The organism is Streptomyces sp. NPDC006925, assembly GCF_042869575.1.
Taxonomy (GTDB): Bacteria; Actinomycetota; Actinomycetes; order Streptomycetales; family Streptomycetaceae; genus Streptomyces.
The window spans coordinates 192,733-212,003 of the sequence record NZ_JBIAGB010000001.1 but is presented as its reverse complement, the minus strand read 5'-3'; the positions used below and the strand labels follow the sequence as shown (position 1 = coordinate 212,003).

16 protein-coding genes and 1 pseudogene are annotated in these 19,271 nt (G+C 70.9%); 10 read left to right on the top strand and 7 right to left on the bottom strand.

Annotated features, from left to right (window positions below; all coding sequences use genetic code 11):
• The first annotated feature begins 154 nt into the window (after positions 1–154).
• The 3 genes from ACFYNS_RS00985 to ACFYNS_RS00975 are packed head-to-tail and all read left to right on the top strand — an operon-like array spanning position 155 to position 2,932.
• A complete protein-coding gene (locus tag ACFYNS_RS00985; RefSeq protein ID WP_360301631.1) occupies positions 155–955 on the top strand; it encodes an SDR family NAD(P)-dependent oxidoreductase in 801 nt (266 codons plus the stop codon).
• 34 nt (positions 956–989) lie between these two features.
• Positions 990–1,736 carry a class I SAM-dependent methyltransferase gene (locus ACFYNS_RS00980; protein ID WP_360301628.1) on the top strand — a complete coding sequence of 249 codons (747 nt, stop codon included), beginning with the start codon at positions 990–992 and terminating at the stop codon, positions 1,734–1,736.
• Complete coding sequence (locus ACFYNS_RS00975; protein WP_388599895.1) at positions 1,733–2,932, top strand: thiolase family protein; 1,200 nt, start codon at positions 1,733–1,735, stop codon at positions 2,930–2,932. The genes ACFYNS_RS00980 and ACFYNS_RS00975 overlap by 4 nt, the downstream gene beginning before the upstream one ends.
• A gap of 165 nt (positions 2,933–3,097) precedes the next feature.
• Here ACFYNS_RS00975 and ACFYNS_RS00970 read toward each other — a convergent pair whose 3' ends face one another.
• Positions 3,098–3,874 carry an enoyl-CoA hydratase/isomerase family protein gene (locus ACFYNS_RS00970; protein ID WP_360302805.1) on the bottom strand — a complete coding sequence of 259 codons (777 nt, stop codon included), beginning with the start codon at positions 3,872–3,874 and terminating at the stop codon, positions 3,098–3,100.
• On the bottom strand, positions 3,871–5,484 hold the full coding sequence (locus ACFYNS_RS00965) for a class I adenylate-forming enzyme family protein (protein ID WP_388599893.1): 1,614 nt from the start codon (positions 5,482–5,484) through the stop codon (positions 3,871–3,873). The genes ACFYNS_RS00970 and ACFYNS_RS00965 overlap by 4 nt, the downstream gene beginning before the upstream one ends.
• Before the next feature lie 212 nt (positions 5,485–5,696).
• Between ACFYNS_RS00965 and ACFYNS_RS00960 the strand changes: the two genes are divergently transcribed.
• Positions 5,697–6,155, top strand: a complete 459-nt coding sequence (locus tag ACFYNS_RS00960; protein ID WP_360302799.1) for a nuclear transport factor 2 family protein — start codon at positions 5,697–5,699, stop codon at positions 6,153–6,155.
• Positions 6,156–6,236: 81 nt separating this feature from the next.
• Here ACFYNS_RS00960 and ACFYNS_RS00955 read toward each other — a convergent pair whose 3' ends face one another.
• A complete protein-coding gene (locus ACFYNS_RS00955; protein ID WP_360302796.1) occupies positions 6,237–7,088 on the bottom strand; it encodes an AfsR/SARP family transcriptional regulator in 852 nt (283 codons plus the stop codon).
• Between the two features lie 922 nt (positions 7,089–8,010).
• On the opposite strand from ACFYNS_RS00955, the gene ACFYNS_RS00950 reads away from it, so the two are divergent.
• Positions 8,011–9,057: a LacI family DNA-binding transcriptional regulator gene (locus ACFYNS_RS00950; RefSeq protein WP_360302793.1), complete on the top strand. Its 1,047-nt coding sequence runs from the start codon at positions 8,011–8,013 to the stop codon at positions 9,055–9,057.
• 7 nt (positions 9,058–9,064) lie between these two features.
• Here ACFYNS_RS00950 and ACFYNS_RS00945 read toward each other — a convergent pair whose 3' ends face one another.
• From ACFYNS_RS00945 to ACFYNS_RS00935, 3 genes are all read right to left on the bottom strand, one after another.
• Positions 9,065–9,775 carry a sulfite exporter TauE/SafE family protein gene (locus ACFYNS_RS00945; protein WP_388599891.1) on the bottom strand — a complete coding sequence of 237 codons (711 nt, stop codon included), beginning with the start codon at positions 9,773–9,775 and terminating at the stop codon, positions 9,065–9,067.
• A 112-nt stretch (positions 9,776–9,887) separates the two neighbouring features.
• Positions 9,888–11,327, bottom strand: a complete 1,440-nt coding sequence (locus ACFYNS_RS00940; RefSeq protein ID WP_388599889.1) for an amidohydrolase family protein — start codon at positions 11,325–11,327, stop codon at positions 9,888–9,890.
• Between the two features lie 111 nt (positions 11,328–11,438).
• Positions 11,439–12,821 (bottom strand): uracil-xanthine permease family protein, encoded by a 1,383-nt coding sequence (locus ACFYNS_RS00935; RefSeq protein ID WP_388600274.1) that lies wholly within the window; start codon positions 12,819–12,821, stop codon positions 11,439–11,441.
• Positions 12,822–13,410: 589 nt separating this feature from the next.
• Between ACFYNS_RS00935 and ACFYNS_RS00930 the strand changes: the two genes are divergently transcribed.
• The 5 genes from ACFYNS_RS00930 to ACFYNS_RS00910 all read left to right on the top strand — a co-directional run bounded on the left by ACFYNS_RS00930 (position 13,411) and on the right by ACFYNS_RS00910 (position 18,800).
• Complete coding sequence (locus ACFYNS_RS00930; RefSeq protein ID WP_388599887.1) at positions 13,411–14,319, top strand: zinc-binding dehydrogenase; 909 nt, start codon at positions 13,411–13,413, stop codon at positions 14,317–14,319.
• An 82-nt stretch (positions 14,320–14,401) separates the two neighbouring features.
• A complete protein-coding gene (locus ACFYNS_RS00925) occupies positions 14,402–15,319 on the top strand; it encodes a cupin domain-containing protein (RefSeq protein WP_388600272.1) in 918 nt (305 codons plus the stop codon).
• Positions 15,320–15,869: 550 nt separating this feature from the next.
• Positions 15,870–16,256, top strand: a complete 387-nt coding sequence (locus ACFYNS_RS00920) for a hypothetical protein (RefSeq protein WP_360299706.1) — start codon at positions 15,870–15,872, stop codon at positions 16,254–16,256.
• Positions 16,257–16,273: 17 nt separating this feature from the next.
• Positions 16,274–17,791 (top strand): hypothetical protein, encoded by a 1,518-nt coding sequence (locus tag ACFYNS_RS00915; protein ID WP_388599885.1) that lies wholly within the window; start codon positions 16,274–16,276, stop codon positions 17,789–17,791.
• A gap of 103 nt (positions 17,792–17,894) precedes the next feature.
• Entirely contained in the window at positions 17,895–18,800 is a 906-nt protein-coding gene (locus ACFYNS_RS00910; RefSeq protein WP_388599882.1) for a hypothetical protein, read from the top strand.
• Between the two features lie 118 nt (positions 18,801–18,918).
• On the opposite strand, the pseudogene ACFYNS_RS00905 reads toward ACFYNS_RS00910, so the two are convergent.
• A pseudogene (locus ACFYNS_RS00905) lies at positions 18,919–19,207 on the bottom strand (transposase); the annotation flags it as partial.
• Between the last annotated feature and the right edge of the window lie 64 nt (positions 19,208–19,271).

The following is a 19,271-nucleotide window of genomic DNA, read 5'->3' as shown; positions in this document are numbered from 1 at the left end:
CGGGCAACCGCCGCTCCCGCGCCGCTCCAGCGCGCCTTGCCGCGCCCCGGTGGCCCTGTTGCGCGGGCCTGGACCGGCACTGCATCGGATGCCTGGAGTCTCGCTGTCGGGTCGGCACACTCCGGCCGCCCCGACGAAGGGAGAAGGCTTCGCCATGCCCGCACACACCGAGTCCCCGAGCGTCGCCCTGGTCACGGGGGGCACCAGCGGCATAGGTCTGGCCATCGCGCAGGCCCTGCTGCAGGACGGGCTCAAGGTCGTCATCACCGGCCGCGACACCGGCAAGCTGGACACGGCCGTCAGGTCGCTGAAGATGGAGGACGACTGGTTCGACGTGGCCGGCTACTCCTGCGACGTACGGGACCGCAGCGCGGTCCACGACATGGTGGAGCAGTGCGCCAAGGAGCACGGCGAGCCGAGGATCCTGGTCAACAACGCCGGTCGCAGCGGCGGCGGTGCGACGGCCGCGATTCCCGACGAGCTGTGGCTGGATGTCATGGACACCAATCTCAACAGCGTGTTCTGGGTGACGCGCGAGGTCGTCCGGGCCAGCGAAGCGATCAAGCAGCCGACCGGGCGGATCATCAACATCGCCTCCACAGGCGGCAAGCAGGGGGTGCCCTACGGAGCCCCGTACTCGGCCGCCAAGGCCGGTGTCATCGGCTTCACCAAGGCGCTGGCCAAGGAACTGGCCCTGGCCGGCGGCCCGACCGTGAACGCGGTGTGCCCCGGCTATGTGGAGACGCCCATGGCCCAGGACGTACGCGCCAGCTACGCCGAACTCAACCAGATCAGCGAGGAGCAGGTGCTCACCGAGTTCCAGTCCAAGATCCCCATCGGCCGCTACTGCACACCCGAGGAGGTGGCCGGCATGGTGCGCTACCTGGCCGGCCCGGCCGCCGCGTCGGTGACCGCGCAGGCGCTCAACGTCTGCGGCGGACTGGGAAGCTACTGACACCTCGATCCGCCTCCGGAGAGGGAACCCCCGTATGACCATCGATGCATCCCCCGAGTCCTCCGCGTTCGGGTTCGAGGGCCAGCCCTACTACGAGCACCGGCGGCTGCGGCTGTACGACGCCGTCGTGGTGCACGCCTCGAACCGGGTGCTCTGGCGCTGCCCCAAGGACCGGCTGCTCGACCACTACAACGAGTGGATCACCTCCCGCCATCTGGAGGTCGGCCCGGGCTCGGGCTACTACCTGGACCACTGCCGCTTCCCCCCGGGCGGCGACCCCGAGCTGACCCTGCTCGACCTCAACCCCGACCCGCTGCGGTTCGCCGCGCACCGCCTGCGCCGCTACACCCCGCGGTGCGTGCAGGCCGACCTGCTGGAGCCGCTGTCCGGACTCGGGGCCGGCGGATTCACGTCCATCGCCTGCAACTACGTGCTGCACTGCCTGCCCCAGCCGCCCGGCGGCAAGCAACTCGTCCTCGAGCACCTCAGCCGGGAACTCGCGCCCGGCGGTGTGCTGTTCGGCAGCACCGTGCTGTCCGGAGGGGTCAAGCACACCGCGCTCTCGCGCCGCTTCAACCTCCTCTACCAGCGCCAGGGCTCCTTCCACAATCAGCACGACAGCGTGCGCTGGCTGCACCGGGCGCTGGAGGAGAACTTCACCAGCCACTGGATCGAAGTGCGCGGCAGCGTGGCGCTGTTCGCGGCCCGTGCGTCGGTGGACAGCGCACGGACCGGTGCGGAAGCGCCGGGCGGCCTCCCGCGCGAGAGGCCGGGCGCATGACCTCGGCAGCCGTCTACCGGGATGCGGCCGTCCCGCTGCGGGCGCTGTGGTCCTCCCCCTTCGCCCGCTGGGGCGGCGCGCTCTCCCGGATCTCCAGCCTGGACGCGGCGGCGGCCGTCACCGGCCGGGCGCTGTCGGAACGCGGTGTGGACCGCGCCGCCGTCGAGGGCCTGGTGCTCGGCTGGACGGTGCCGCAGCCCGCGATCTTCTACGGGGCCACGACGCTGGCGGCCCGGTTGGACATGCCGGGTGTCTTCGGCCCGATGCTCAGCCAGGCGTGTGCCACCTCCGTCGCGGCCCTGCACCAGGCCGCCGCCTCGGTGTCGACCGGGGCCGGTCCGCAACTGGTGGTCACCGCGGACCGGACGAGCAACGGGCCGGAGCTGGCCTGGCCCGCGGCCGGGTCCGAGCGCGGCCCGGGGCGGGAGAACTGGGTGCGTGACAGCTTCTCCCGCGATCCGGTCACCGGTCGCAGCATGCTGGCCACCGCCGAGGCCGTCGCGGCCGAGTGCGGATTCACCCGCGGGGAACTGGACGCCCTCGCCGTGCTGCGCTCGGAGCAGTACACCGCCGCGCTCGCCGACGACCGCGCCTTCCAGCGTGCCTGGATGGTCGCCGTCGAGGCCGAGGACGCCGAGCACGGGCCGGTACGGCTGACGGCGGACGAGGGGATACGGACCGTCTCCTCCGGGACCGCCGGTGAACTCCCGACCGTCCGCGCGGGCGGCACGCACACCGCCGCCGCGCAGACCCACCCCGCGGACGGCACCGCCGGCGCGCTGGTGACCACGGTGCCGCGGGCCCGCGAACTCGCCGGTGGGGGCCCGGTCGTGCGGCTGGTGGCGTCCGGCTACGCCCGGGTGGAGCCGGCCCGGATGCCCAAGGCACTCGTACCGGCCGCCCGCGCGGCGCTGGACGCCGCCGGATTGAAGATCGAATCGATGGACGCCGTCCACACGCACAACCCCTTCGCGGTGAACGACCTCTACTTCGCCCGGGAGACCGGGGTGCCGCCGCAGGCCATGAACACGACCGGCAGCAGCCTCGTCTTCGGACACCCGCAGGGCCCGACCGGCCTGCGGACGGTCACCGAACTCGCGCACGTCCTGCGGGCGCGCGGCGGCGGCCTGGGACTGTTCACCGGCTGCGCGGCGGGCGACACCGCGGCGGCGCTCGTCGTCGAAGTGTCCGACTGACGCCTGCGCACGGATCGGAGGGCCGCGGGCACGTGCCCGCGGCCCCTCGCCGTGCCCGGGCGCCTCGCCGTGGCTGCGGGGGCCCCGCCGTGGCTGCGGGGCCTCCCCCCCCCGGCACCCCTGAGGCGCGGCCCCTCGCACCGCCCCGTCCGGCCGGGCCGCGGCTCATCCCGCCGGACCAGCCAGCGCCCTGGCCAGGCCCGCACGGGCGATCCCGCTCGCCTGCACCTGCCGGACGGCTGCGCTCTCGCGTGCCATCGCCTCCGCCACCTGGTGCGGGGAGGGCCGCAGCAGCCGCAGATGGGCGGCGGTGGACGAGCCCGGCGGGGTCCACCGGTGGATCAGCCCGACAGCGGTGGGCACCAGCGCGTCCGACTCCACGACGTCGTCGAAGAGACCCAGGTCGCGTCCCTGCCGAGCGTCGACCCGGGCACCGCTCAGCAGCAGGTCCAGGGTGCGGGACGCGCCGGCGAGCCGGGGCAGGAAGAGGCTGGCGGCGTTGGAGACGGTGAGTCCGACGCCGTTCTCCGGCCACGCGAAGCCCGCCGAGGGCGCGGCGACGCGGGCGTCGAAGCTGAGCGCCAGCTCACCCGCGCCGCCGACGGCGAGGCCGTTGACGGCGGCCACCACCGGGACCTCGGCGCCGAGCGCGGCCCGCGAGACGTCGTTGAACAGATCCATCTCGGCCTGCAGGTCGAGCTGCCCGGCGGCTGCCTCGCGCAGATCCATCCCGGCCGAGAAGGCCCGCCCCCGGCCGGTGACCACCACTCCGCGCACCAGCCGGCCGTCGCCGTAGTACCGCAGCAGTCCGGCCAGATCGCGGCGCATGTCCCGGGTGAGGGCGTTGAGCTTCTCCGGACGGCTCAGAGTGACCACGGCGACGTCGTCCCGGACGGCGACCGCCAGCTCCTCCGGGCTGCGCAACCGCACCGCGCCGCTCATACCCAGGAGTCCTTCGCCGTGTCGAACGCACCGCTGCGCTGATCCGCGCCGGGGCGCAGCAGCCGGCGCTTGCGGACCCGGGCCGAGGGCGTCATCGGGAAGCTCTCGACGCACTCCAGATAGGCCGGCACTTTGAACTTCGCGAGCTGGCGCCGGGTGTGCGCCAGAACGCTGCGGACCGTGGCGCCGGTGGGACGGTAGCCGTCGCGCAGCAGCAGGAACGCTTTGGGCAGTTCGCCGAACAGCTCGTCGGGGATGCCGACGACGGCGGCTCCCAGGACGGCCGGATGCGCTTCGAGGACGCTCTCCACCTCCGCCGCCGCGATGTTCTCACCCCCGCGCCGGATCACGTCCTTCAGCCGCCCGGCATGGCGGATGCCCCCGTCCCGGTCGGCACAGCCCAGGTCGCCGGTGCGGTACCAACCGCCGCGGAGGGCGCGCCCGGTGCTCTGCGGACTGTCCCAGTACTCGCGCATCATGGGCCTGCCGCGGACCAGGATCTCGCCGACCCGGCCCGGTTGCACCGGGTGCCCCTGTTCATCGGCGACGACGACCTCCTTGCCGGGCGGGGGACCGCCCAGCCTGCCGGTGCCCACACAGGCCGTGTCGTGCGGCGGCACGATCAGATCCAACCCGCTCTCCGTGGAGCCGTACACCTCGCGCCAGGCAGCGCCCCAGCGTTCCTCGAAGGGGCCATGCAGATCGCGCGGAATGCCGGAGCACAGCACCAGGCGCATGGCGTGGTCCCGGTCGCCGGAGGTGGGCGGCTGCTTGTACAGCAGCATCGGCATGCTGCCCAGTACGTAGGTGACGGTCGCCTGGTGCTTCCGGACCGCGGGCCAGAAGCCCGAAGCGGAGAACCGTTCGAGCACCACCAGCGGGATGCCGTGCATCAGGCACATCACGGCCTTCCACTGGGGGTCCACGTAGGAGAACGCCTGTGCGGTGAGGACCACGTCGTCCACGCCGAGCCCGGAAGCGGTGGCGATCCCCCAGGCCGTGCGCAGCCAGTAGTCGTGGCTGAGCACACACGCTTTGGGGAAGCCGGTGGTGCCGGAGGTGTACTGGAAGTTGACCGTGTCGTCAGGACGCGACCGCTCCGCGCCCGGCACCGGGGCGTCGGGGTCGCCGACCGCCGCGGCGGTCAGCTCCCGCACCGTACGGACGGTGCAGCGCTGCCGGAGTGTGCCGCCGACCCGGCGGGCCAGGTCCGCGCAGCTCTCCGAGGACAGCAGCAGCGCGGCCCCGGAGTCGCTGAGCAGATGGGCCAGGTCGGACGCGCCGCAGTGGCTGTTCACCGGCACCGTGACGGCACCGGCCTTGACGGCTGCGAACCAGCACAGCGGCCAGTCGGCGGAGTTCTCCATCATGAGCGCGATCCGGTCCCCGGGCTCCACTCCGTGGGCGAGCAGTGCCCCGGCCAACCGGTCGGTGCGCTCGTCGGCCTCGCGGAAGGTGAGTGTGTCCCCGCCGCAGCGCAGGAACTCCCTCTCCCCGTGCAGTCGGGCTGCGTCCCGGACGAGTTCGGCGAGGTTCTGCCACCGCGGCCCCGTCTGGGGGCCCCGGGCGGCGGGAAACGGTGCGGTCTGGGCCTGAGGGGCCGGTTCCATGCTGCTGGCCTCCGTCGCGTCAGGTGGTGGCCTGCGCCACCGCTCGTCGTGGGACAGGGCACCAGCGGCGGCTCGTGCGTGGAGCAACGCGGCGTCACCGCGCGGTCTCGGCCGTTGCCCGGGGCGAGCCCCGCGCTTTACCGGGCGTGGAGAGCGCCCTGGAACCGTCGCTGCAAGCAGGAGCAGAGCGAGCCGAGGCGGAGGAGGAAGCGTTGACGACCCAGGTCCCGCACGAGGTGGAGGAGAGCCCGGTGGCCGGTGCGCTGTTCGTCCAGGTGCAGCAGTTCTACGGTCGGCACATGCGCGCCATGGACGAGGGCCGGGTGGCGGAGTGGACCGGTGACTTCACCCCGGACGCGGTCTTCGCCACCAACGCGCGGGCCGAACCGCAGCGCGGCCGGGAGGAGATCGCCCGGAACGCGGCGGCGGCCGCGCGGCAACTGGAGGAGAAGGGCGTCCTGCGTCGGCACTGCGTCACCACACTGGAGGTCGACGAGGACTCCTCGGGCGTGCTCATGGCCCGGATGTACGCCTTGATCAGCAAGACCGTCGTCGGAAGCCCCCCGGAGCTGGAGTTCGTCTGCACCTGCCAGGACGAGCTGGTGCGGCAGTCCGGACGCCTGTTCATCAGCCACCGGCAGGTCTACCGGGACGACCTGCCTCGGACCTGAGCCCACCGGCCGGAGCCAGCGAGCCGGGAGAAGTGCCCGGTCCGCGGGCGGCGGCAGCGCGGGTGCCGCCGCCACGGCCGGTCACGCCTTCCAGGGGCTGGCGGCCGGCCACTTCAGCCGCAGCGGCGGGGGATCGGTGGTCCGTCCCGGGAACGGGGTCGAGCGCGCGCTGTCCAGCCGCGGATCCGCGGAGAGGATCGCCTGCTGCAGCATCTGCAGCTCCCGGGACGGTTCCAGGCCGAGCTCGGTCACCAGGGACTGCCGGAGCTGGTTGAAGATCTTGAGCGCCTGAGGACGCCGGCCGCAGCGGTAGAGAGCCAGCATCAGTTGCCGGTGGAATCCTTCGTGTTGCGGGTACTGGGACGCGAGGCCGCTCAATTCACTGAGCACCTCGTGATGCCGGCCGAGTTCGAGTTCCGCCTCGATCCGGGTTTGCTGGACGCCGCTGCGGCTCTCCTCCAGCCGCACGATCTCCGCCTCCAGATGCAATCCCCGCCGTACGTTGGCCAGCGGCGGCGCGGCAAAGATATTCAGTGCCGCGCGGAACTGTTCCACGGCCGCCGGATGATCGCCAGACTGGAAGGCGTGCTGCCCGGCGAGGCGATGCTTTTCGTAGCGCTGGAGATCCACCTTCTCCGGTGCGATACGGAATTCGTAACCATTTGGTGTGGTGACCAGCACATCCTTCGGGGATGCATTCTTGAGGAGGTCGCCCAGCATTTGGCGAAGCTGAAATATGTACGTCTGCAGTGCGCTCAGCGCGCTCCGGGGAGGCCGCTCGGCCCACAGCTCCTCGATCAGCGCATCGGTGCTGACCAGCCGATTCGCGTTGACCAGTAAGAGGGCGAGCACCTGCCTGGCTTTGGGTGCGCTCGGCGTCCTGGTGCTGCCCCAGGTCCTCAGCGCGACATGCCCGAGAACTTCAACGTCCACAGTTCCATCACCCCGTTCGCGGTTTGAAAAACGACACAGTGGGCACCGAAGCGATTTCGGGTGCGATTCCTGGGGCGCTCGCCCCGCGTGAGCGGCCCTGTCGGGCGCTTCGTATTACGCGCGGAATGACACCTGTATTCCCCGCCGCCGAGGCGCCGTTGCCGCGGCAGGGGTCGTATGGAGTCTATGCATGTGACGGAAACGTATCCGGGTGACAATTTCATGGTCAAGGACTCAGGAGGCGAATCCGGCCATATTCGGGTTTCCTATTTCGCTGTCACATGCACGGTCATGAGGAAGCCGTCTCCCGCATCCGGGCGGGGCGGGCCTGATCTGAGCCGTCCGGGCCGTTCTTCGCTTCTCGTAAGGGTAGGGTCCGGTTCCGTTCCTGCCCCGCGGCGGCAACGGCCGCGCTCCGGGTCGCGGCCCCGGGCGGAGGAACCCGGTGCGCCGGATTGGCCGGGTTCCTGCGCTCCGCCTCCTCGGGAGCGACCCGCCGGGTCGGGTGGCCGGCCGGCCCGACCCGCCCCCCGGGGGGACGGCGTCGCCGGAGGTCAGGGCCGGTGCGCCGAGGAGTGGCCGGGCCCGGCCGGTGCGCTGCCCGGGGAGGTCCGCGGGTGAGGTCGGGGCCGTCGGAAGAAACAGGCAGCTTGTCTGATTACTGACGTCGCGGCCTGTGTGTTTCATTACATCTGGAATGAGACTCCGTCGGGGTGAGTTGCCCACCCGTCCTCGCGCACCCGCCCTTGCACACCGCACCCACGAGCCCCTGACGCCCCGTCGCTCCCCACCGCCTCCCGGACAGCACACCGTTCCCCGCCGCCCACGGCACACCGTGCGGTTCCGGTCGGGGAGGGCGTACCACCGCGGCAGCCGATCAGGGAGACTGAGTCCACGCAGACCGTGAGGAGTTCTCGCACCGATGGCCAGCCCCAGCCCGGGTTCCGCACCGCGTCAGCCGACGATCGCCGATGTCGCGCGGGCCGCCTCCGTCTCCCGCACCACTGTCTCGCACGCGCTCAACGGGCTGGGCAAAGTCGACCCCCGCACCCGCGAGCGGGTCAAACGCGTGGCCGAGGAGCTGGGCTACCGCCCGAATCTGCGTGCCCAGCGGCTGCGCCGCGGAGAGGCCAAGGCCATCGCGCTGCTGTCCTCGATGCCGCTCGCGGTGGCCGGGGGACCCTCCCGCCTCGGGTTCTACATGGAGGTGGCGGCGGCCGCCGCCGAGCACGCACTCGCGCACGGCTTCGCGCTGGTGCTGCTGCCGCCGGGCGAGTCGGGCGCCGGGCTGGCGACGGTGGACGTGGACGGAGCGATCGTCGTGGAACCCGGGGAGGCGGATCCGGTCGTCGCCGAACTGACCCGGCGCGGGCTGCCGTACGTGGCGCTGGGCCGCCCGCCTGGCGCCGACGGCGAGCCCTGGGTCGACCTCAACGCCGAGGCGGTCGCCGCACTGCTGCTGGACCACCTCTCCCAGCAAGGAGCCCGGCACCCCGCCCTGGTCACGGCTGCCGGATCCCGGTCCTCCGCGGTGGACGCGCGGGCGGCCTACGCGCGGGCCGCCGAGCGGTACGGATGGCGACCGGTGACGGCCGTCGCCGAGGAGTCCGGCGGCGAACAGGCGGGCCACGAGGCGGTCGCCGCGCTGCTGCGCGACCATCCGCGTACCGACGCGCTGTGCGTACTGGTCGACGCCTTCGCGGTGGGCGCGGTACGGGCGCTGCGCGAGAGCGGCCGCAGCGTCCCGGACGACGTCATGGTCGTCACCCGCTACGACGGTCTGCGGGCCAGGACCTGCACACCCGCGCTGACGGCTGTCGACCTCCACCTCGAACAGGCCGCCGCGGCCGCGGTCGAACTGCTGCTGCGGCGGCTGCGCGAGGAGGCGTCTCGCGCTCCCGTCCGAGCGCCGGACCCGACGCTGGTGGCGCGTGCCTCCTCCAGCCGCGGGTCCGGCGTCGGCGCATAGGGCCCGCTCAGATCCCCAACATCAGTACCAGCCCGGACACCAATGCGAAGGCCAGCACGGCCAGCCGCAGGCGGCGCGCGTCGAGCCGGTGGTGCACGAACCGGCTCAGGGCGGCCCCGGCCGCCAGCGCGGGCAGCACCCACAGCACGGTGCCGAGATGGTCCGCCCCGCCGCGCCCGGTCGCGAACAGCAGCGCCAGCGAGGCGATCTCGCCGACCAGGAAGCAGACGGCGACCGTGGAGCGCAGTTCGGCGGGCGGCCGATGCTGGTACACCAGCGCGAGCGGCGGGCCGCCCACCCCCGTGGCCGTCTCGGTGATACCGGTGACCAGTCCGGCGCCCAGATAGGCGGCGCGGCCGGGGGCGAACTCCGGTGCCGCCAGGCTGACCAGGGCGGCGAGCACGGTCGCGGCTCCGACGAACAGGCCGAGGTCGCGTTCCGGGATCGCGGTGAGCAGCAGCAGTCCCGCCGGGGTGGCCGCCAACCGGGCACCGGTGATCCACCCGGCCCCGCGCAGATCCAGACTGGACCGCTCGCGCCAGGCCACGTACAGGTTGAGCGGAATCATCGACGCCAGCAGGAAGACCGGCAGCAGTCCCGGGTCCACCAGACCGGCCACCGGGGCCACGATGAGCGCGAAGCCGAGGCCGCTGGCGCCCTGCACGAAGGCCGCGGCGGCCACCGTCGCCGCCAGCAGCGCGAGGAGTTCGCCGCTCATCGGCCCACCCCCGCGGTCCGGTGGCCGCGGGCCGCGCCGACCGGACCGGTCCGTCGTCGGCTGCCGCCGACCGCGTCGTGTCGTCGGCTGCCGCCGACCGGGGCATTCGCGCTCATCGGGCGGCCTCCGTCGAGGGCCGGTGGACCCGGACCACCGGCGCCCGGTCCACCACCGCGCGGGCCGACTCCCGGGCCCGCGCGACCAGTGCCGGCCCGTCCCAGTCCACGGGGCGGCCGTACCACAGGCGCAGCCGCCCCGCGGTGTACACCGCGGTGATCTGGTCGCGGTTGCCGCGCCGCACCAGTTCCCACGGAAGGTCGTGCGAGGGGCACATCTCCGGCCCGGTGAGGTCGACGAGGAGGAAGTCGGCGGCGGCGCCCGCGGCCACCAGGCCCGTCCGCACGCCGCCGGCTCCCGGCCCCGGTCCGCCGCCCAGCCCGACGGCGTCGGCGCCGAGCCGCGTGCCGTGCTCGAGCCAGGTCCGGCCGCCGCCGCAGGAGGAGTCCCCGGCGGTCAGACCGTGGGTGAGGCGCTGGGCGGTCTCGGCGGCGTCGAGCAGCCGGAAGGCGTCCCCGCGCGTGCCGTCGGTCCCCAGCCCGAACCGGATCCCCTCCTCGGCCATGGTGAGTGCCGGTGCCACGGCGTTGCCCTTCCAGGCGCTGGCCACCGGGTTGTAGCTGACGGCGGTTCCGGTGTCGCGCAGGAGGGCGAGTTCGTGCGGGGTGAGCAGGGTGGCGTGCGCGGCGAGCAGGTGCGGGCCGAGCACGCCCAGTTCGTGCAGATGCTCCAGAGGCCGCGAACCGTGCCGCAGCAGCGAGCGCTCGACTGCGGCGAGATGCTCGTTGACGTGGATCTGCAGGACCGCTCCGGCCTCGGCGGCCAGGTGCGCCATGGCGCGCAGGGTCGGCTCGCTCGCCGCCTCCGGTATGGAGACGGCGAGTGAAGGATGCACCAGAGGGTCGTCCGCGTAGCGCGCGAGGTGCTTCTCCGCCCGGACCCGCACCTCCCGGGCCGCGCCGGTGGCGCCGTTGCCCGCGCCCTGGTCGGCGTCGTTGCAGATCTGCCCGAGCATACAGCGCAGTCCCGCGTCGCGGGCGGCGCTCGCCACGACGTCCACGTCCACCGGGGCACGGGTCCCGGCTTCGGCGACGGTGGTGAACCCGCCGCGCAGCGCCTCCAGGGCGGCGAGTTTCGCCGCCACGTACGCCGACTCCTCGTCCAGGGCGCCCTCCAGCGGCACCCACACCCGGCGGAAGATCTCCGAGGGTTCACCGAAAGCCAGTGCGGCGCCGAAGCTCTGGGTGAGGTGGTGGTGGGCGTCGACGAAGCCGGGCAGCAGGGCGGTGCCGGGCAGCCGGACCGGCGTCAGGTGCGGGTAGTCCCGGATCAGGCGGGCGACCGGGCCCACGGCGGTGAACTCACCACCGTGCACGAGGACCGCGTGCTCGGCGGCAGGTCCGCCGGGCAGCAGCACGGTTTCGGGGGCCAGCAGCAGGGGCTCGTCGTCGCTCCGCGCGAGGGAGCCGGGCGCGGGCAGGTGCAGGGGATGCATGGTGTCCTTGCCGTAGAGATGTTCGTGTTCAGGGTGTTCGTGGCGTTCGTGGCGTTCGTGGTGTTCGTGGTGCTGGACCGGAGGCGTCGGGGCGCGGAGAGGAACGTGCGGTCAACGGGTGGGGGACCCGCCCTCGGCCGCGGCGGTGGCGTCGGTGTCCGCCGGCTCCGCGGCCTCCGGCGTCTCCGCCGTCTCCGGGGTCCCCGCCGTGTCCGTGGCCTCCGCCGGCTCCGCGGCGGGACGGGGGCGCCAGGGCACGCGGTGGAAGAGCGCGTGCAGCAGGGCCGCGCTGAAGGCGCCGACCGCGACCCCGCTCTCCAGCAGGATCCGCAGGTTCGGGGGCAGGTGGTCGTACACACCGGGTACCAGGATGGGCAGCAGCCCGAGCGCCAGGGCGACGGCGACGATGAACGTGTTGGTGTGGTCGTCCAGGCCGCTGCGCCCGAGCATGTGCACCCCCAGCACGGTGATCACCCCGAAGACGACCAGAGCGGTGCCCCCCACGACAGGCGCGGGGATGGCGTTGACGATCCAGGCCACGGGTGCGAGGAAGCCGATCGTGATCAGGACGAGGCCCGCGGCGACGGTGACGAAGCGGCTGCGGACCCCGGTGATCCGCACGATGCCGATGTTCTCTCCGCTGGTGACCATCAGCGGCAGCCCGAAAAAGCCGCCGGCCAGTGAGATGACGGCGTCCCCGCGGATGGTCCGCGGCGCGTCGCGACGGGCGTCCGGGGCCTTGCCGACGGCCTCGCTGTTGATCACGGTCTGGCCGGTGGCCTCTGCCATCGAGGCGAGGCTGTAGACCAGCAGTGGCAACGAGGCGAGCAGGCTGAACTGCGGTGCGCCGAACGGCATCAGTTCCGGTGCGTGCAGCAGCGCGCCGCCGCCGGTCGCGGCCGGATCCACCCGGCCCAGCAGCGCCGCCAGCCCGGTTCCGGCCAGTAGCCCGAGCATGACGGAGAGCTGACGCAGCGTGCCGCGCAGCAGCCCGTAGGCCGCGACGGTGCAGCCGACCGTGGCCAGGCCGAGCAGCAGGGCGCGCGGTTCGCCGAAGTCGCTGCTTCCGGGGCGCCCGGTGACCAGCAGCGCGCCGACCTTCACGAGGTTCACGCCGACGATGACGATCATCGTCCCGATGACCAGCGTGGGGAAGAAGCGCAGCAGCCGGGAGAAGACCGGCAGGACCACGAAGTAGAAGACGGCGGTGATGATGACCGCGCCGCTGGCCGTACGCAGGCCGTGCTGGTCGGCGATGGAGAGGAAGAGGATCAGCGGGGCGCCGCCGGGCAGCATCACGAACGGCAGCCGTGCCCCGATGCCCCAGGGGCCCAGTGACTGGAGGAGCGAACCGAGGCCGGAGAGCACGAAGGCGGCGGACAGAAGGTTGGCCGTGAGGGCCGGGGTCAGATGGAGGGTGGAGCTGACCAGGAAGACGCTGGAGATGGGCGTGGCGGCCATGACCAGCACGTGCTGGACGCCGAACAGCAGCATCCGGTGCACCGGGCGGGGGTCGTCGACGGGGTGTTTCGGTGGGCCGACGGCGTCTGCCGCGGCGGGGTCCGGGCCAGGGTGAAGAGCGTTGCGTAGCGACACGGTTGGGCTCCGTTCCGGATTCGGCTCGCTCGGTTCCGCCTGTGCATCCGGGCCCGGACGGTGGCCGGAGCACAGGGGCCAAATCGATTTGGCCGCCAGTATGGGCGGCGCGTCACGGTGGGTCAACACATCGCCTCGGACTTCGGTGCGGCTCCCTGTGTCCCTGTGTCCCGCTTCCGGGCCGACGTCGTCGACCGGCACCTCGCCCAGCGCGATCCCGCCGCCCGAGGGGAGGGCTGACGCCTCAAGACCACTGCAGTGCCGGGCGTTTCTGTACCCGTCACCGCGTCATCCACCGGAGGGGCGGAGAGCTCGACGCGCCGCGAGTCGCCCTGACACAGATCGTCAACTGGTTGATCCTCACGGGGCTGGCCGCTGTCCCGGCCCTGCGTAAGGGTTCCGAGAAGGCAGCAGTGCGGCATCCGCGCACTCGATCTGTTGCCGTGTCGAGTGTTCAGGCACCTCCACGAGAGAAGGAAACACCCCTATGCGCGCCCTTGTGGTCGATCACAGTGAGGCCGGACCCGTCCGGTTCGCCGATGTCGATGAGCCCGTACCGTCCACCGGTGAGGCGTTGGTGGAGATACGGCACATCTGCCTCAACTTCGGAGAGCTGAACTACGTGCACCAATGGCCGGCCGGCGCTGTGCACGGTCATGACGCGGCCGGCGTAGTGGTGCGCGCCGCGGCCGACGGCTCGGGGCCGCTCGAAGGCACGCGCGTCGCAGTGGGAATGGCTCCCCACGCGTGGGCGGAGCGGGTGGCGGTCAGCCCTGCCTCGCTCGGCACCGTCCCCGAGGGCGTGGACCTGGCCGACGCCGCCGCGCTGGGGATCGCCGGAGTCACCGCACTCCGGGTGCTGCGCAAGCGGTCCCTGCTGGCGCGCAACGTGCTGATCACCGGCGCCAGCGGGGGAGTGGGGCACTTCGCCGTGCAGTTGGCGGCGCTGGCGGGCGCCCGGGTGACGGCCCTCGTCGGTTCGCCGGAGCGGGTTGCCGGACTCCGTGAACTCGGCGCCGACAGAGTCCTGACCGACCTGGCCGGGACCGGGGACCGGTTCGACCTCGTCCTGGACACGGTCGGCGGGCCGCTGGTGGCCCAGGCGTGGAGTTCCCTCGCCGAGGGCGGCACCCTCCACCTGGTCGGCTACTCCTCGGGACAGGAATCCACCTTCCCGTCAGGGGCCCTGTTCGGCTTCGGCGAACCCCGCAGCATCGCCACCTACGGCGACATGACGCCGACCGGCGGGGAGATGACGGACCTGCTGGGCCTCATGGCAGCCGGGAGGCTCTCGGCACCGGTCGGGCTGCGAGGCGACTGGCAGGGCGTGGACGACGCCGTCCGGGCGCTGTTCGCGCGGAAGGTGCACGGAAAGGCCGTTCTTGACGTGGCCTGAAGCAGCGGAGCAGGACACCTACGTCGGCCGTCCGCCGTGGACCGGCGGTGGGCGGTGCGCGGCGGTGGACGAGAATGAACCCATGGATGTGCTGGCGGAGGTCTTGCGTGTTTCGGGTGCGCGTGGGGCGCTCGGGGTCATGCTGAAGGCCGGAGGAACCTGGGGTCTGTGGCTGGACTCCGCTCCGGGAGCGGCACTTCACGTGGTGTCCCGCGGCACCGTGTGGCTCCACGTCCCGGGCGCGAAACCTCTTCAGGTGCAGGCCGGAGACGCCGTCCTGGTGCCGCCGGGCACCGCCCACGGGACAGCCGGCGGCGCCGGAGCGGCAATGGGTTCCTGCGACCGTGAAGCGGCGGCCCGGGCCTTCGGCGAGGGCCGAGCCCTGCGGCTGGGCTCGGCGCCGGTGCAGACGGAAGCGATCGTCCTGCACTATGAGCAGGATCCGGAGGTGCGCACATCGGTGCTCGCCTCGCTCACTCGGCCGATGCACATCACAGCTCGGGAGAACGCGCAGTTCAGAAGGACCGTCGAACTTCTCGCTGCCGAGCTCGCGCAGCCGCAGATCGGCACCACCGCCGCCATCAACAGCATCGTCGACCTTCTGCTCGTCCAGTTCGTACGCGCCTGGGCGGCCCGCCACCCGCAGGAGTGGTCCGGCTCATGGCTGGGAGCGATGCGTGATCCGGTCGTGCGTGACGCTCTGGCACGTGTCCACGCCCAGCCGGAACACCCCTGGACCACGGAGACCCTGGCCGCCGCGACGAGCGTCTCCCGGGCGACGCTGTCCAGGCGTTTCCGGTCCGCTCTCGGACAGACGCCGGGCGCGTACGTGACGCAGTGGCGCATCGACCTGGCGTCCGTCCGGCTCCGCGACACCGACGAGCCGGTCGAGTCGATCTCCGCCGCGGTCGGATACGGCTCTCCGCACGCTTTCAGCCGTGCCTTCAGACGTGCCCGAGGCACGGCCCCGGGCGCATACCGTTCCCGGCTTCGCAAGTGATACGGAGTCCGCGACGACGCGAACGAACCGGCCTCGATCGACCGCCGCTCCACCCGGCCCGGCCCGAACTGCCCGCGTCTGTGCGCAGACGCGGGCACCGGGTGGGGGCATGCGGGCCAGGACCTGTCTCCCAGCAGGGACGGCTGGAACGTAGGAGCCTCCGGCTGGTGCCGGAGGCCGGTTCGCTACGGGTTCGGGCCCGGCGAGTGGGTGGGGCGTCGGTTCGCCGAGGGTGTTGAGGATGGCCTCTTCGAGGTGGTCGGCGGCGTTGCGGTGGCCGCGGGCGTTGGGGTGGGCGGAGGACAGCTGGTCGGGGAGAGTGATGAAGCCTTCGACCCATTTGGTGCCGTCACAGACGCTGTGGTGCCGGGAAGAGGCGTAGAGGTCGACGAAGCCGGCGGTCTCCTGCGTGTCGGTCGTGCATCGCGGACTTGGAGATGCCGTCTCTGCGAAGCGGAGTTAGCCTGATGAATAAGGCGCCATAGGTTCATGCGGCACGTCGGCAAGCGGAACGTGACACGACGCGTGACGCTGCCTGAGAGGTGGACCCGTGCACCTGGTACTTGAAGGCGCCGAAGACCTGCGGCGGGCCGCGGCACTGGCTTCCTGGCTCGGACGTCCGACAGTTGACGAGGTAGTCGTCCGGCTGCCTTGGCTCGGTACCGGCGATCGTGGGCGTTCGGCGGAATCGGTTCGCCGCCTGTTCAACGACTGCGGCTGCGTCGCGGGGACCGCGGCGTTCACCGTGGCGGTTTCGGCGTTTCTCGTCTACCGGTTGACCATCGCCTCCGGAGTTTTCTCGTGGCCACTGTTCGGGGTGACCGTGCTCCTCGGCGTCGCCGCGGGGGTCTGTGGAAAGCTGCTGGGCCTCGCATGGAGCCGGCGACGGCTCCGGGGCCTGCTCCTGCGTCTGAGTGAAGCCAGGCCTGACGCCTGAGCAGGGGAGAACCACTCATGGCTGTCGTCTGCAAAGAGATCCGTGAATGGATAGAGGAGAAGGTCTCGCGTCCCGTCGAGGAATGGGAAGAGCGCACAGGGAAGAAGTGCAAGAAATATGCCTGGTATGACCCGCGGGGCTGGTTCTGTTGGATCGTGACCATCCTGGTGAAGGTCGTGCGGTGGGTTCTGGTGACCGTCGGTAAATGGGTGACTCGGCTCGTCTGTCATGTGATCGCGGTTACCTTCGACTTCTTCCGGGACGTCCTAGCCGGCTTCTGGGACGTCCTCGCCGGGATTTTCACCCTCAACTGGCGCCGCATCCTGGACGGCCTGATCCGCGTTTTCACGGCGGCTGTACTGACCCTCATCCAGTTCGTGCGCATCGCGCTTCTCGGTGAACTCGTCTCCTTCATCATCGATGAGATCAACGACCGGCGTATACGTGACCACGTACGGAAGCGGCTGGAACGGAAATACTCCGGCGAAACCCTCGAGCAGATCAAGAAGGCCATCCGCCTCGACCACGGAACATTCGGACTGCGCGTGCACGCCACCGCATTCCGCACCGTAATCGACTCGCAGACGCCCTCCCCGGGGGATCCGAACGTGCCCAATCTGGTGGCCCTGCACGAGGCAGGCGCCATCGATCTGCACGAACTCTGCGGTTTCTCGTTCCCCGGCTACTGGGACCGCAAGCGATACAAGACCTTGAAGAAGGAGGAGGTCGTCGGCGGCGGAGGAGGGGGAGAGTTCGACAATCCGATAACAGAGGACGAGCTGAAGGAATATCTCTCCTCGCGCGGAGCCCGAGGGCCGGCCTTCACGGTCGTGGCCATGCGTGACAGTGTTCTCGACACCAAGCTCACCACCGCCGAGGAGAAGGGCCGGGAACTGGGACTGATCTTCACCTTCGACCGGACCACGGTGCCGGTTGTCCAGGGATCGGACATCGTTCCTACCGATGAACAGGAATCGCAGGTCCCATTCCTCACCCGCGTCATCGGACGGGCCAACAGCCGCACGGATAACTCCGCAGCGGTAGCTCAGCACTGCCGCCCCGTGGCCGTCGGCCTTTTCAGGTACACCAACCTCTCCCGGCATGGGCTGGCGACCCTTCTTGCGTCCAGTGACTGTGGCCTGACAGGGCAGAGGACGTCCGGGGTCACCTTCACGGACAATCTCCCCGACCGCATCTGGAAGTATGTGCTGATCCACGAACTCGGCCACTACTTCGGCCTGTGTCACGCCGATGGGCTCGATCGGATCATGTACCAGACGGAGAAGACTTGGATCACCCTTCGGCTGCCCTGGGGGCTCTACCTGAAGGGCGAACCCGAGTTCACGTTCGACGAGGAGAAGGCGGCCTGGAATTACATTGTGGACAACTTCAGTCCACAGTGTCTGGGAGCCGCCGCGCCTCCTCCATCTCCTCCTCCGCCGCCGCCGCCTCCTCCTCCTCCTCCTCCTCCTCCGCCTCCGCCTCCGCCGTCGCCCCCGCAACCTCCGGACGACGGGTTCCGGAACCCAAGGTGACAGCGCACCAACGGGTACTCATCAGCCCTCCGCACCCGTACCACTCGTCGCCAGACCTGGACTGGACTCATTCCGTATCCGCATATGATCGAGAGGAGTAGCAATGGCCACCAGATCAACTCACGTCACGCTGGAGAATCGAGCCGGTCGGTTCAACCTCAGGCGCACCAGTCAGGGGCTCGACCATGGCGAATGGACCACGAAGCCTCCGTTGCTCATCGGCGACCGGGGCGAATGGGAGTCCGAATCCAATGGCTTCGCCACCGGCACAGAGGGCAGCGTCACCTATCAGCTTGAGGACGTAGACGGCCTACGTATGGGCGAGGTGAGCCTGCACTGGGACAACCCCTTCATCGGAGCGAATTCCTACCGCGAGAGCGTGACCCCAGCTGCCACAGATCCGTCCGGGCAGGGGTTTTCTGTCGTGCATGTCGGCGGTGACGGTGGAAACTCGCATGTGACGTTCAAGCTACTGAACGGCTTTTGCGAGGCGAACAGCGACACAGGCGAGATCACTTGCGCCCAAGGCAGTCATCTGATGACCGACACCCAGCGGTTTGCCGCGCTGTGGGAGCAGACTGGCACCGAAGTCTCATGGTATGCCGTGCACGGTCAGACGTCCGACGAGTACCAGCAGACCTTCGACCGCCTTGTCGGGCAGGGGTATCGGCCTGTGAATGTCTGTGGTTATGCCACGGGTGGTGGGCCTCGTTTTGCTGCGGTGTTTGAGCAGCGTAGTGATCCGCCGTTTGAGGCGCGTCATGGTCTGACGTCCGACGAGTACCAGCGGACTTTCGATGCGCTTGTCGGGCAGGGGTATCGGCCTGTGAATGTCTGTGGTTATGCCACGGGTGGTGGGCCTCGTTTTGCTGCGGTGTTTGAGCAGCGTAGCGATCCGCCGTTTGAGGCGCGTCATGGTCTGACGTCCGACGAGTACCAGCACACCTTCAACGAACTCGCGCACCGAGGGTTCCGGCTCGTCCAGGTCAACGGTTACTCCGTCGACTGACAGTTCTGCCAGGAAACCGAGCGTCCCCAGCCCCGGCTCCACGTGAGGATGGTGGCGAGGTGGAGTGCGGCCCGGGGGGTGATGGCGAGCTTGTCTGTTCGCGCCCGGCCCAGCGCTCCCTTTTCCTGGCACCGGCAGCATGTTGGTGAGCCCGGCAGACAGGGGAGTACACCGAGGCGGTCCGGCCGATGTCGGCATCGGCGTCAGTTGCTGCCAGGACTGCGGGGAGGATGCGTTCCCAGGTGCCGTCCACGGCCCACCTGATCAGGCTTTTGTGAGCGGTCGGAACGAGCCGAGCTCGTCGGGCGGGTCTCGCCAGGGCAGCAGGTGCGGTACTTCCACGCGATGGCCTCCAGGGTTCGGCGGTGATCAGCCCGTCGCCGACCGCGGACCGGATCGGCCGACATCGGCGGCTCGATCCGGTCCCACACGGCGTCAGTGATCGCTCATCGGACGGATGCATCGGATCAA